Annotated in this window: 10 protein-coding genes, 1 tRNA gene and 1 pseudogene; 3 read left to right on the top strand and 9 right to left on the bottom strand. The window is 66.1% G+C overall.

The window, feature by feature from the left end; genetic code table 11:
* Nucleotides 1-27 precede the first annotated feature (27 nt).
* Nucleotides 28-600 (top strand): annotated as a pseudogene (locus tag ACEN9H_RS28025) (DUF3857 domain-containing protein); the annotation flags it as partial.
* A gap of 1,161 nt (nt 601-1,761) precedes the next feature.
* On the opposite strand, the gene ACEN9H_RS28030 reads toward ACEN9H_RS28025, so the two are convergent.
* Entirely contained in the window at nt 1,762-2,280 is a 519-nt protein-coding gene (locus tag ACEN9H_RS28030) for a GNAT family N-acetyltransferase (RefSeq protein WP_413672877.1), read from the bottom strand.
* 69 nt (nt 2,281-2,349) lie between these two features.
* Here ACEN9H_RS28030 and ACEN9H_RS28035 point away from each other — a divergent pair, with 69 nt between their 5' ends.
* Nucleotides 2,350-3,780, top strand: a complete 1,431-nt coding sequence (locus tag ACEN9H_RS28035; RefSeq protein ID WP_413672878.1) for an HD domain-containing phosphohydrolase — start codon at nt 2,350-2,352, stop codon at nt 3,778-3,780.
* Between the two features lie 69 nt (nt 3,781-3,849).
* Here the strand turns inward: ACEN9H_RS28035 and pth are convergent, their stop codons facing one another.
* Both pth and ACEN9H_RS28045 read right to left on the bottom strand, forming a co-directional pair.
* Nucleotides 3,850-4,434 (bottom strand): aminoacyl-tRNA hydrolase, encoded by a 585-nt coding sequence (gene pth, locus ACEN9H_RS28040; RefSeq protein WP_056126578.1) that lies wholly within the window; start codon nt 4,432-4,434, stop codon nt 3,850-3,852.
* Nucleotides 4,435-4,513: 79 nt separating this feature from the next.
* Nucleotides 4,514-5,293, bottom strand: a complete 780-nt coding sequence (locus ACEN9H_RS28045; RefSeq protein ID WP_413672879.1) for an alpha/beta fold hydrolase — start codon at nt 5,291-5,293, stop codon at nt 4,514-4,516.
* 133 nt (nt 5,294-5,426) lie between these two features.
* On the opposite strand from ACEN9H_RS28045, the gene ACEN9H_RS28050 reads away from it, so the two are divergent.
* Nucleotides 5,427-6,896 (top strand): HD domain-containing phosphohydrolase, encoded by a 1,470-nt coding sequence (locus ACEN9H_RS28050; protein WP_413672880.1) that lies wholly within the window; start codon nt 5,427-5,429, stop codon nt 6,894-6,896.
* A gap of 57 nt (nt 6,897-6,953) precedes the next feature.
* Here the strand turns inward: ACEN9H_RS28050 and ACEN9H_RS28055 are convergent, their stop codons facing one another.
* The 6 genes from ACEN9H_RS28055 to ACEN9H_RS28080 all read right to left on the bottom strand — a co-directional run bounded on the left by ACEN9H_RS28055 (nt 6,954) and on the right by ACEN9H_RS28080 (nt 12,357).
* Complete coding sequence (locus ACEN9H_RS28055; protein ID WP_371765253.1) at nt 6,954-7,541, bottom strand: 50S ribosomal protein L25/general stress protein Ctc; 588 nt, start codon at nt 7,539-7,541, stop codon at nt 6,954-6,956.
* Between the two features lie 191 nt (nt 7,542-7,732).
* Nucleotides 7,733-8,683: a ribose-phosphate pyrophosphokinase gene (locus ACEN9H_RS28060; protein WP_056126570.1), complete on the bottom strand. Its 951-nt coding sequence runs from the start codon at nt 8,681-8,683 to the stop codon at nt 7,733-7,735.
* A gap of 161 nt (nt 8,684-8,844) precedes the next feature.
* A tRNA-Gln gene (locus ACEN9H_RS28065) sits at nt 8,845-8,921 on the bottom strand.
* An 80-nt stretch (nt 8,922-9,001) separates the two neighbouring features.
* Nucleotides 9,002-9,895 (bottom strand): 4-(cytidine 5'-diphospho)-2-C-methyl-D-erythritol kinase, encoded by an 894-nt coding sequence (gene ispE / locus ACEN9H_RS28070; RefSeq protein WP_413672881.1) that lies wholly within the window; start codon nt 9,893-9,895, stop codon nt 9,002-9,004.
* A 1-nt stretch (nt 9,896) separates the two neighbouring features.
* Nucleotides 9,897-10,505 carry an outer membrane lipoprotein LolB gene (locus tag ACEN9H_RS28075; protein WP_413672882.1) on the bottom strand — a complete coding sequence of 203 codons (609 nt, stop codon included), beginning with the start codon at nt 10,503-10,505 and terminating at the stop codon, nt 9,897-9,899.
* A 64-nt stretch (nt 10,506-10,569) separates the two neighbouring features.
* Complete coding sequence (locus ACEN9H_RS28080) at nt 10,570-12,357, bottom strand: tetratricopeptide repeat protein (RefSeq protein ID WP_413672883.1); 1,788 nt, start codon at nt 12,355-12,357, stop codon at nt 10,570-10,572.
* Between the last annotated feature and the right edge of the window lie 28 nt (nt 12,358-12,385).

Raw genomic sequence — 12,385 nt, forward strand, 5'->3', positions numbered from 1 at the left:
CTTCCGACGTGAGCATGGGGAGCCCGCATGACCAGTAGATATTGTGCCCTGTTCATTCTGACGATCGTCACGCTGCTGGCGCCGTTCGGCCATGCGCGCGCCGGCACGGACATCGATTCCTCCGCCATCGTCGAGCGCCATGTCCGGCACTATGTCGTCGAGCAGGACGGCACGTACCGGCTCGCCGTGGACGACGTCCGCACCATCGCCGGGTTACGCGCCCTGCGGGATCAGGGCCGGTTCGCCATCCGCTACGACAGGGCGCAGGACGACCTCGTATCGGTGGACGCCTACACGCAAAAGCCCGGCGGACGGCGTATTCCGGTGCCGCAGGACGCCATCCACGATCAGCAGGACGGGTACACGAGAACCGTCGTGTTCCCCGATGCGGCGCTGGGCGACCAGCTGGTCGTGCACTACGTCATCCGCCGCCGCATACCGCCGTTGTCCGGCCACTTCGAAGATGTGGCGGTCATGCCTTTTCAATTCCACCGGAACACCACGGTGATCTACGACATGCCGTCCACGCTGCCGCTGCACGCAGATGCCGTCGGATTCGTGCCGATACCGGCTGACAGTCCCCCGGGCCGGCGGCGTTACCAGTGGCGCTACGTGAACGAGGGCGATGGGCATGGCGAGGCGGGTGCCGTCAGCGTGCTCGACGACGGCCACCGCCTGGCCGTGTCCACCTTCGCCGACTACCCGGCGCTCGCCGCCGCCGTACGCGGCGCCGCGGCCGGCAAGGCCCTGCCCTCTCCCGCCATCGCGGCACTGGCGCACCGGCTGGCCGACGAATTGCCCGACACGCGCGCCCGCGTGCTGGCCCTGTCGGACTGGGTGCGGAACGACGTCCGCCACGGCGACGACAAGGACCACACCACGCAGCTGCAAGCCATGCTGGCAGCCGTCGGCATCGACAGTACGCCGGCCCTCGTCAACGGCGCCAACGCCTACCGGTTGCCGGACGCGCCCGTGCTGGCCGTGCTCGACCACATGATCCTGTACGTGCCGGCGCTGGACCTGTTCGTCGACCCGGCGGCGGCATCGGTCCAGGCCGGCTATTTGCCACCTGCGCTGCTGGGCAAGCCTGTGCTGTTGCTCAGGAGCGGCACGTTCGCGATGACGCCGGTGCTGCAGCCGCAGAAGGTCCGCGCGGTGGCCACGGTCGATGTCGGCCGCGACGGACACGTCGGCTTCAACGTGGAACGGACCCTGTCCGGCGCGCTGGCCGAACCCTTGCGCGCGATGGCGCACGATGTCGCGGCAGGCGGGCGCGAGCATGCAGCACGAACCAACCTGCGCGACGTGAAACAAGGCAGCGCTGGCGACACGCTGACGCTGTCCGGCACCGACCATGTTGGCGCCTTGCGCACGGGCCGGACGCTGGCCACCAACCACCGCACCTGGAGCGTCGTGGAGGCCGCCGTGACAGGCCTGACGCAGGCACGCGACCGGCGCCACGACTTCGTCTGCCCGGCCATCGACGCGGAGGACGAGACCCGCCTGCGCCTGCCGCCGGGCTTGCGGCTCACGTCGCTGCCGGCGCCCACCAGCGTGATTACTGGCGGCATCTTCTATCGCGCAACGTATGTGCGCGAGAGCGACGGCGTGCTGGTCAAGCGCCGCCTCACATTCCGCCACGGCCGCGCGACCTGCTCGCCGATCGATGCCCGCGCCATGCAGCCGGCGCTGGAACGCATCCGGCGCGACCTGCGCAGCCGGGTCGCCATCGCGACGGATGCGAAGATCAAACCTGGGCGCTCAGGCAGTGCCATCACGCGCAAACGCCTCCCGCCACCCGCACGCGCGCAGCCTGGCCACGGCCTCGTCCGTGAGATCGAAGCGCAGGTCGACGCGATCCCGTCCCGAACGGTAGCCCCCGGGCCAGCGGGCGATCTCGATGAAGCCGCAGCGTTTGAAAAAGCCGGCCGTGTGCGGATGCGTATCGACCGTCACGTAGCGGGGCCGCAGCTTGCGTCCGGCCATGTGCAGCAGGCGATAGGCCAGCAGCGCGCGGCCGATGCCCGAACCGTGGCGATCGGCCCGCACGAGGCCGAACACGAGCGTGCCGAGGTCGTAGAACTCGGACAATTCGTAGCCGCCGAAGCCAACGATCTCGCCCGCCTCCACCGCGACGAACAGCGGGCCGTCCGGGTCGTCCAGCGCGGAACGCAGCCATGATTCTTCCGATGCCGGGAAGTGAGCCGGCACATTCGAGCGAAAGGCCGCCAGCACGGCCTTGCGGTCGTCCGGACGGTAGCGGCGGATAGAGATTTTCATCGGGGCAGCCTAGCACAGTGAACTGTCGTGCGCCTTGTACGCCAGGGCAATGGCCGTTACATTAGTGCCATGCAATCCGATGAAACCATTACCGTCGAAGACGCCGTGCAGGTGCTGGCCATGGTCGGCGACCTGTCCATGGGCCTGCCGCCGGACCACTCCATCCGCACGGCGCGGCTCGCCGCACGGCTGGCGGAAGAAAACGGCGACGGTGCCGATGCCTGCACGAGTACGAGAATGGTGGCGCTGCTGCGCTGGTCGGGCAGCACGGCGACGGCGGCCGGATTCGCGCACCTGCTGGGCGACGACGTCAGGGGCCGCCATGCGATGGTGACCCGGACATTGTCCGGGCACGCGGGCCTCACGTTCGCCAACGTGATGCCGCTGGCGCAGATGCAGTGCGAGGTGGCGGGCGATATCGCCGTGCTGCTCGGGTTGCCAGGGGACGTCGAGAACAGCCTGCGCCACCTGTTCGGCAGCCACCACCGCGGGGACATGCAGGACGTGCTGTTCGCTCCGAACATCCCGCGCGCCGTGTTTTACGTGCGCCTCGCCGGCGACCTGGAAGTGCTGGCGCCCGCGCACGGCACGGACGGCGCCTTGCGGCTGATCGGCGAGCGCGCCGGCGTGAAATATCCGGCGACGCTCGTACAGAGACTGTCGCCGCATGCGCAGGACTGGCTGGGCATGCTGGAGGAACCATCCTGCGCGGCCGATTATCCGGGCCACGACCGGCGTGTGCCATTGTCCATCGTGGCCGACGTCATCGAACTGAAACTGCCATGGCTCACGGGCTATTCGCGCCGCGTGGCCGCGCTGGCGCGGCGCAGTGCGTCGCTGGCCGGCATGATGGCATTGGAAGAAAGTCCGCTGGTGCGAGCCGCGCTGCTGCACGGCATCGGCAAGGTGGCCGTACCGAACGTCGTGTGGGAGCGGCCGGGCAAGCTCGATGCGGATGACTGGGACCAGGTGCGCAAGGTGCCGTTCTGGACGGCGCGCGCGGGCACGCAGATCCCCGCGATCCAGAACGAGGCCACGCTCGCGTCCTTCATCTACGAGCGCCTCGACGGCAGCGGTTATTTCCGCAAGGCGCGCGGCGAAGCGTTGGGCATGCAGGAACGGCTGCTCGGCGCGGCCGCCGCGTTCGTCTCGCTGTGCTCGCCACGGCCGTGGCGGCCCGCGCATGGCGAAGCGGCCGCGTCCACGTTGATGACGGCACAGGCGGCGGCCGGACGCTTCGACCGCCAGGCTGTCGAGGCCGTCCTCGCGGCGGCACGCGGCCCTGCACAACGGCCGCCCGTGCGTGACCGCCTGCTGTCCGACCGGGAACTCGAAGTGCTGCGCCACATCACTCAAGGCGAAACGAGCCGGGAAGCCGCCCGCGCCATGCGCATCACGCCGGCAAGCGTGCGCATGCACGTCGACAATATCTTCCAGAAGCTGGAATCGGGCTCGCGCCCCGCGGCCACGTTGAAGGCGCTGGCGCGCGGGCTGATCTGAACATCGGGGTCAGAGCCCGATTTTGAGCAATTTCCAAATTTCGGGCTCTGACCCCGGTTTGCGGCAACGTCAGTCAGTGTGCAGTTGCGTCGTCGCAGCGCTCATCTTGCCTTCGCACACCATCGGAATGATGCGCAGGCTCTTGTCGATGGCCTCCTCGATCAGGGTCTGCTCTTCGCGGCGGGGGCGATGCAGCACGAAGTCGGCGACGGCCTGTTGCAGGTTCAGCGTGCGCGGATGGCCGATGCCGAGGCGCAGGCGCCAATAATCCTGCGTGCCGAGCGCCGCCGTGATGTCCTTCAGGCCGTTGTGGCCGCCCGAGGAACCACCGCGCTTGAGCTTGGCGGCGCCCGGTGGCAGGTCGAGTTCGTCGTGCACGACGAGGATCTCTTCCGGTCCGATCTTGAAGAAGCGTGCCAGGCCGCCCACCGATAGTCCGGAGCGGTTCATGAAGGTCAGCGGCTCGAGCAGCCAGACGTCCTTGCCCGAGATCGATGTCTTGGCGACCATGGCGTTGAAGCGCGATTCGCGCTGCAGGTGACAGCCGGGCAAGGAGTTGGCGAGGTTGTCGACGAGCCAGAAGCCGGCGTTGTGACGGGTTTGTTCATATTCCGGGCCGGGGTTGCCGAGGCCGACGATCAGGCGAATGTGCATAAAACGTGAAAATCGAGCGTAAAGCTCGATTATCACGTAAAACGCGGCCGGCGCGGCCGCGTGAACGATCATTGAGCGCTTATTTGCTCGCGGCGACAGCGTCCAGGATCACCTTGGCGACGTCCGCCGGACGCGACTGCTGCGGCACGTGGCTGGTCGGCAGCTCCGTCGTCTTCGCGCCGATGGCCTTCGCGAAGCGGCGCTCCAGGTCCGGCTGGATCATGCGGTCGTTCTTGCTGACGATGTACCAGCTCGGGTGGTTTTTCCAGGCGGCGACCGTCGTCTTCTCGCCGAACGCTTTCACTGCAATCGGGCCCTGGGTGGCGGCCATCACGGCGGCGTGATCAGCGGGCACGTCCTGGGCGAAATTCTCTTTCAGCACGGCCGGCGACAGGCTGGCGAAGCCGAACTTGTCGACCGTCAGCTTGGTGATGCCCGGTGCCGGCGGCAGATCCTTGCCGAGGTCGGCGGTAGCCTGGCCGGCGTCCGGTGCGAACGCGGCGACGTAGACGAGGCTCGCGACCTTGTCGCCCGCGCCCGCTTCCGTGATCACGGTACCGCCCCACGAGTGGCCGACGAGCACGACCTTGCCCGGCTGGTTGTCGATCGCGCGCCTGGTGGCGGCGACGTCGTCGGCCAGCGACGTCAGGCTGTTCTGCACGGCCGTGACCTTGACGCCCTTGGCCTGCAGCAGCGGGATCACCTTGGCCCAGTCGGAGCCGTCGGCGAATGCGCCGTGGACGATGACGACGGACGGTTGCTCGGCGGCGGTGGCGGCGTGGGCGAAACCGGTGCCGGCGGCGGCGATGGCGGCAGCGGCGGCGACGTTACGGATGACGGTGGTGATCGATGCTTTCATGATGGCTCCTTTGGGTGGTTCGTTGTTGGGGTGTCGATGGAAGCCAGTGTAGAGAGACGGACCGAACCGCGGTATCGGTCGATCGACCGACCCCGACCTTGCCGCCACGCGCCATCGTCGTTACAGTACCGGGATGCAAATCGACAACACCGTCTCCGTCGAAGACGCCGTCCAGGCCCTGGCCCTCGTCGGCGACCTGTCCATGGGCCAGCCGACCGATGGCTCCATCCGCGCGGCACGTCTTGCGGCGCGCCTCGCGCAGGCCGACGGCGCTACGCTCGACGCCTGCTGCCATGCGCGGCTCGTCGCCCTGCTGCGCTGGTCCGGCTGCACGGCGAACGCCTCCGGCTTCGCGACCCTGCTCGGCGACGACGTCGGCGGCCGCGACGCCATGCTCACGCAGACGCTGCCCGCGGACAATCCGCTGACGGTGCAAAGCGTGACGCCGCTCGCACGCATCCACTGCGAGGTGTCGGGCGACATCGCCGGCCTGCTGGGTCTGCCGGCGGAAGTCGAGGCGGGGCTGCGTCACGTCTGGGAACATTACGACGGCAATGGCCTGCCGGAACGGTTGCGCGGATCGGCCGTCCCGACCGTCGTCTTCTACACGAGCCTGGCCGGCGACCTCGAGATCCTCGCGCGCACGCATGGCCTGGCCGAGGCGCTGCAGATGATCGCCCGCATGGCCCACCGCAAATATCCAGGGCCGCTCGCGCGCCTGCTTGCCGATCACGCGCAGGTATGGCTGGACGAACTGGACACGCCGGCGCCAGCGGCCGTCGACCCGCTGCTCGCGCGGCACGTGCCGCTGTCCATCGTGGCCGACATGATGGAGTTGAAGCTGCCGTGGCTCGCGGGTTACTCGCGTCGCGTGGCCGAGCTGGTGGAAGCGGCGGCCGCGCGCGCGGACCTGTCCCCGGCGCAGCAGCAGAGTCTCGGCCGCGCCGCCCTCATCCACGGCATGGGCCGCGCGGCGGTATCGAACACGATATGGGAACGGGAAGGCAAGCTCAGCGCCGCCGACTGGGAAAAGATCCGGCTCGTGCCGTACTGGACCGCGCGGGCCGGCGTCCAGATCCCGACCTTGCGTCTTGAAGCCGCACTGGCGTCGCACGCCTACGAACGGCTGGACGGCAGCGGCTATTTCCGCAACCTGGATGCCGATGGGCTCGGCCTGCCGCACCGGCTGCTCGCGGCCGCGTGCGCTTACGTGGCGCTGCGCATGCCGCGGCCATGGCGTCCGGCGTATTCCCAGGATGAGGCTGCGCGCGTGCTGGCCGAGCAGACACAATGCTTCGATGCAAACGCCGTACGCCACGTCATTGAAGCGGCCGGCGCTCCGGCGGCCGGCGCTCCGGCGGCCGGCGCCCCGGCGGCCGGCGTCCCTGCCCCAGCGGCGCCGGCCCGCAGGAGCCTGCTGTCCGAGCGCGAAATCGAAGTCCTGCGCCGCATCAGCCTGGGCGAAAGCAACAAGGAAGCGGCACGGGTCATGCAGATCAGCCCATCGACGGTGCGCACGCACGTGGAAAGCATCTTCCGCAAGCTGGCGTGCTCGACGCGGGCCGCCGCCACGCTCAAGGCGCTGACCTTGGGATTGATCTGAAAAACAAAAAACCCGCCGGACTCGCGTCGCGGCGGGTTTTGTGATGCGGAGTAAAAATTACTCTGCAGCGGCTTCGGCCGTTGCGGCACCGCGCGGGATCGACGAGGTGGCGACGGTCTGGTCCTGGCCGTGGGCCACGACGGTCACGCCTTCCGGCAGGGCCAGCTGCGACACGTGGATCGACTGGCCGGCTTCCAGCTTCGACAGGTCGACGGTGATGAATTCCGGCAGTTGGCCCGGCAGGCAGGACACGTCCAGTTCGTTCAGCACGTGCGACACGATGGCGCCGCTCAGCTTGACTGCCGGCGAGATCTCGGCGTTGACGAAGTGCAGGGCGACCTTGGCGTGGATCGGCTGCGAAGCGTCGACGCGCTGGAAGTCAGCGTGCAGGACCAGTTGCTTGTATGCGTGCATCTGGAAGTCACGCAGCAGGACTTTCTGCGTCTTGCCGTCCAGTTCCAGATCCAGGATCGAACCGTGGAAAGCTTCTTTCTTGAGCGCGTGGAACAACGCGTTGCCATCCAGGGCGATCAGTTCCGGGGCAGCGGCGCCACCGTAGATGATGCCCGGGGTCTGGCCGGCGTTGCGCAGGCGGCGGCTCGCTCCGGTCCCCTGCTGAGTACGTGCAAATGCGACTACTTTCATGGTGTTACTCCAAAGTGTGGGCCCGAATGCCGGCGCGTGCCGGCCCGGTTGCCCGGGTTGTGATGTCCCCGCGACCAGGGACATCGGTAAAGAGCGCACTCGCGCACGCTCAAGAAATTCTGTAAACCTTTGATACGTCAACGGCGCGCCGGCTTTTCAGCCAGGCGCGCCGCGCTTGAAACCTGATTCGATCAGTCGACGAACAGCGAGATGACCGAGTCGCCCTTGACGATACGCTTGAACGTTTCGGCCAGCAGCGGTGCGCAGGTCAGCTGGCGGATCTTGCCGCAAGCCTGGGCAGCCGGGCTCAGCGGGATCGTGTCGGTGACGACCAGTTCATCCAGCGGCGAGTTCGCGATACGCTCGATGGCCGGGCCGGACAGGACCGGGTGCGTGCAGTACGCGACGACTTTCTTCGCGCCACGCTCCTTGAGGACTTCGGCGGCCTTGGTCAGCGTGCCTGCGGTGTCGACCATGTCGTCCATGATCACGCAGTTGCGGCCTTCGACTTCACCGATGATGTTCATGACTTCCGACACGTTCGCCTTCGGGCGGCGCTTGTCGATGATCGCCAGGTCGCAGCCGAGGCGCTTGGCCAGCGCACGGGCACGCACCACGCCGCCGACGTCCGGCGACACGACGAGCAGGTCGTCGTAGTTGCGCTTCTGCAGGTCACCCAGCAGCAGCGGCGATGCGTAGATGTTGTCGACCGGGATGTCGAAGAAGCCCTGGATCTGGTCGGCGTGCAGGTCCATGATCAGGACGCGCTCGACGCCGGCTTCCTGCAGCATGTTCGCGACGACTTTCGCCGAGATCGCGACACGCGCGGAACGCGGACGGCGGTCCTGGCGGGCATAGCCGAAGTACGGAATCGCCGCGGTGATGCGGCCAGCCGATGCGCGCTTGAGAGCGTCGACCATCAGCATGATTTCCATCAGGCTGTCGTTGGTGGGGGCGCAGGTCGATTGCAGAACGAAGACGTCCTTGCCGCGAACGTTCTCGTTGATTTCGACCATGACTTCGCCGTCGGAGAACTTCGAAACTACGGCTTTGCCGAGAGGAATGCCGAGGTTTTTTGCGACCCCTTCTGCTAGCGCCGGATTGGCATTGCCGGTAAAAACCATCAGGTTTTCGTAAGCCATGGGAGTCCCAGAGATGTAAGAAGCGTTGAAAGAACTTGAAAAGCAGCTAATCGTCGGATGATTAACGCTGAACCACAAAAAAAAATGAGCCGCTCATTGGCGGCTCCATTTTTATCTGCCTGCTGGAGCACGTGTCATCATCAGCTCAGGCAAAGAAACTTTGGCAGGGGAACAAGGATTCGAACCTTGGTATGCCGGAATCAAAATCCGGTGCCTTAACCAGCTTGGCGATTCCCCTACACTGAAACTTACAGCTTGTCGCTGCACTCGATTATTATATCGTCAAATGCGTCGACAGGCAAAATTTTATTCTACAACTCATTGATTTGCAAGAGCGATTTTCATCGGATGTCGCTGCAACGCTTTCGCTTTCCACGCTCTCCACCGGGCCGGCACATGCTTCAGTACCTGTTCAGCTTCATGCTCTGTGGAAAATGCGCAAAACACGCACGAGCCCGAACCAGTCATCCTGGCCGCTCCGTAACCACCCAACCATTCGATCGCCTCTGCTACCGGCGGGAACAAGCGGGCTGCCACGTCCTGCAAATCATTTTTCCCGAAGCCAATCAAATCGTTCGATTCGACATGTCGTCTGGAAAAGTCCGATATTGTGATGGCTTTCGTGTTTCTTGTCAAATCGGTCGCCGTAAAAATTGCAACGGTGGGGACAGAGACGCCCGGTTCGATGACGACATACCAGCAATCCGGCCCTGGCACGGCCTGCAATGCCTCCCCCACGCCTTCGGCGAATGCCGTCTCGCCGAACAGGAAAAACGGGATGTCCGCGCCCAGCGGCAAGCCCAGCGCGATCAACTCGGCATCCGTCAGGCCGGCCCGCCATAAATGATTGGCCGCCATCAGCGCCGTGGCCGCGTCGGACGAGCCGCCGCCGAGTCCGCCTCCCATCGGCAGGCATTTCTCGACGGCGACGTCGATACCGGGCGGCAGGCGGCCGTGGCGGCGCTGGTATTCCGCCTGCAGCGCGCGCAGCGCGCGGACGATCAGGTCCTGCTCTTCCGGCACACCGGGCACCTCCGTCGTGCGCACGATGCGCTCGTCGCTGCGCAAGTCGAAGTGCAGCGTGTCGCTGCGGTCGATGAGTTGAAACACGGATTGCAGCAGGTGGTAGCCGTCCGGCCGGCGGCCCACGACGTGCAGGAACAGGTTCAGCTTGGCCGGCGCGGGGCAGTTGTGCAGAGACGTCGGCGCCATGTCACGCCACCGGATCGATCACGATGCGGATCGTCAGCGCATCGCCGACGGCCGTCGTGCTGCGCTCGGCATCGATGCGGCGCGGCATCGGGACGCCGCCCGGACCGTTCTGCCATTCCACGAAACGCAGGCGCCAGCCATCGTTCGTGACGACGCTGTCGTGCGCAGGCGACGCCGTGAACCGCTTGCCGCTCGCGTCGACGGCATAGCCCTGCAGCCAGTCGCGCAGGCCGCTCACGGGCAGGGTCCAGCCGAGGGACTTCGCCGTCAGCGTGTCGATGTCTTTTTCCACGCGCGGCGCGCGGCCGGACTGTTTCAACGTCGCGGTCTCGGGCGTGACCGTGATCTCGGCGACGGTCTGGCCCAACGGCGAGAACAGGGAAACGTCGATGCGGCCAGGGCGCTGCGCCCACGTGAAATTGCCGTTGATCGATTGCGGCTGGCCATCCTTCTGGTAGTTCGCGGCCAGGCGGCCGTTCAGGTCGATGGTGTCGCGGTAGGCGCCCACCTGGGCGGTCGGGTTGGCCAGCGGGACGTTGGCGGTGGTGGCGCAGCCGGCCAGGGCCGCGACGCAGGCGGCGGCGAAAACGAATCGGGAAAGTGAATGCATCGGCATGAAGTCAGCAAGTCGAATGAACCGACGGACGCCGCAGCGTCCGTCGATTGTCATTATTTCACAGAGTCTGGTGCAGGCGCGCCAGTGTGCTCTTCAACGCGTCATTCTTCGGATCCTTGGCTTGCGCTTCGCGCCACAGCTTGCGGGCATCTTCCTTCTGGCCCTTCTTCCACAGCACTTCGCCCAGGTGGACGGCGATCTCCGGATCGTTGCGCAGCGTGTAGGCCTTGCGCAGGTGAGTCTCGGCCTCGTCCAGCTTGCCGAGGCGATAGTTCACCCAACCCATGCTATCGAGGATGAACGGGTCGCCCGGCGCCATTTTCAGGGCCTTGGAGATCAGCTGATAGGCTTCCTTCAGGCGGATGTTGCGGTCGGCCAGCGAATAGCCGAGCGCGTTATAAGCCTGCATATTGTCCGGCGACTTGGCGATCACTTTCCGCAGCGCCTTTTCCATCACGGCCGTCTTGCCCATCTTTTCGGCCATCAGGGCATAGTCGTACAGGAAGTCCGTATTGTCCGGGAAGCGCTTGACGCCCTGCTCCATCAGCTTGAACGCGTCCTTGGCCTGGCCCGCGTCGCGCAGGATTTGTGCTTCGACGAGGACGATCTGCGCCTGCTCCGTCTTGTCGTCCGTCTTCAGGGTGCCCAGCAGCTTGCGCGCGCCGGCGACGTCGCCCTGCTTCGCGGTCAGCTGGGCGCGACGCAGTTCGGCGCCGAACTGGACCTTCGGATCCTCGGTGTCGAGCCGGTCGAGCCAGTCGGCCGCCGCCTTGTAATCGCCCCGTTCCTCGGCGATCTGCGACAGGATCATCACGGCCTTCGTCGGGTCGCGCTCGTCTTCCGGGGCCTTGTCCATCAGGTCCACGAAGCGGCTGAAATATTTTTCCGCGGCCGTACGGTCGTTCATCTGCATCGACAGGATGCCGAGCGCGTACAAGGTGCCCGGATTGTCGGGCTGGGCTTTATCCAGCGTGAGGAATTCCTGGCGCGCGGCCTCGTACTGCTTCTCGTTGACGAGCAGGCGCGCGTACGCGGAACGCACTTCGCGCGCCTCCGGGTGGGCCGCGAGGAAATCCTTCAGCACCTTGATGGCGCCGCCTTCGTCCTCGCTCACCTGGGCCGCCGTCAGCGCGGCGATCTCGGAATCGGGCTTCAGTTGCAGGGCCGTCTGCGCCTCGCGCCTGGCGGCCGCCTTGTCGTTGCGCGCCAGCGCGGCCTGGGCCAGCACGACGTGCGTTTCCATCAGGTTGCCGTACGGCGCGACGAGGCGCTCGAGCATGGCGCTGGCCGCTTCCTTGTCCTTGGCACGCAGCAGCAATTGCTGCATCTGGAACATGACGAGGCCGCGCGCGCCCGGGGTCGCGTCCGCCAGACGCTGTTTCAAGATATTTTCGGCCTCGCCGAGGTTGTCGGAAAGGATGACCAACCCCAGATAGTACTGGCTGGCCTCTTCGGAGTCCGGTGCGTACTGGCGCCACAGTTTCACGGCGGCGAGCGCGTCGTCGGCCTGCTTGGCGGACAGCGCCATCTCGGCGGCGCGTTTGGCCAGGCGCGGATCCTTCGTCTGCTGGGCCAGGCTCATCATCGTCAGGTAAGGCCCCTGCCAGTCCCCGTTCTTGTAGGCCATCTCGGCCTGCATGAGCTGGCTCATCATGGCCGGGGTCATCTCGACGTTGGGGAGCTTTTCGGCCTGTTCGCCTTCCTTGTCCTGGTCGGGATGGTCCCGGGTTTCGGCGGCGGCGAGCGGCTGGTCGGACAGGTCCGGGGCCGGTTGCTGCTGCTTGGGAGCCACAGCGCAGGCCGACAGCAGTGCGGAGAGGGTTACAATGGCGAAAGCGTTTTTCAAGGCAAGTCCCACGTCATCGAGATTGTCC

Origin of the sequence: Massilia cellulosiltytica (assembly GCF_047325105.1) — a bacterium.
Taxonomy (GTDB): Bacteria; Pseudomonadota; Gammaproteobacteria; order Burkholderiales; family Burkholderiaceae_D; genus Telluria; species Telluria orientalis.

What these genes read in the sequence shown, in the direction of transcription:
- ACEN9H_RS28030 (WP_413672877.1), bottom strand. Translation starts at nt 2,280, where the DNA reads ATGAAAATCTCTATCCGCCGCTACCGTCCGGACGACCGCAAGGCCGTG.
- ACEN9H_RS28035 (WP_413672878.1), top strand. Translation starts at nt 2,350, where the DNA reads ATGCAATCCGATGAAACCATTACCGTCGAAGACGCCGTGCAGGTGCTG.
- pth (WP_056126578.1), bottom strand. Translation starts at nt 4,434, where the DNA reads ATGCACATTCGCCTGATCGTCGGCCTCGGCAACCCCGGCCCGGAATAT.
- ACEN9H_RS28045 (WP_413672879.1), bottom strand. Translation starts at nt 5,293, where the DNA reads ATGAAAGCATCGATCACCACCGTCATCCGTAACGTCGCCGCCGCTGCC.
- ACEN9H_RS28050 (WP_413672880.1), top strand. Translation starts at nt 5,427, where the DNA reads ATGCAAATCGACAACACCGTCTCCGTCGAAGACGCCGTCCAGGCCCTG.
- ACEN9H_RS28055 (WP_371765253.1), bottom strand. Translation starts at nt 7,541, where the DNA reads ATGAAAGTAGTCGCATTTGCACGTACTCAGCAGGGGACCGGAGCGAGC.
- ACEN9H_RS28060 (WP_056126570.1), bottom strand. Translation starts at nt 8,683, where the DNA reads ATGGCTTACGAAAACCTGATGGTTTTTACCGGCAATGCCAATCCGGCG.
- ispE (WP_413672881.1), bottom strand. Translation starts at nt 9,895, where the DNA reads ATGGCGCCGACGTCTCTGCACAACTGCCCCGCGCCGGCCAAGCTGAAC.
- ACEN9H_RS28075 (WP_413672882.1), bottom strand. Translation starts at nt 10,505, where the DNA reads ATGCATTCACTTTCCCGATTCGTTTTCGCCGCCGCCTGCGTCGCGGCC.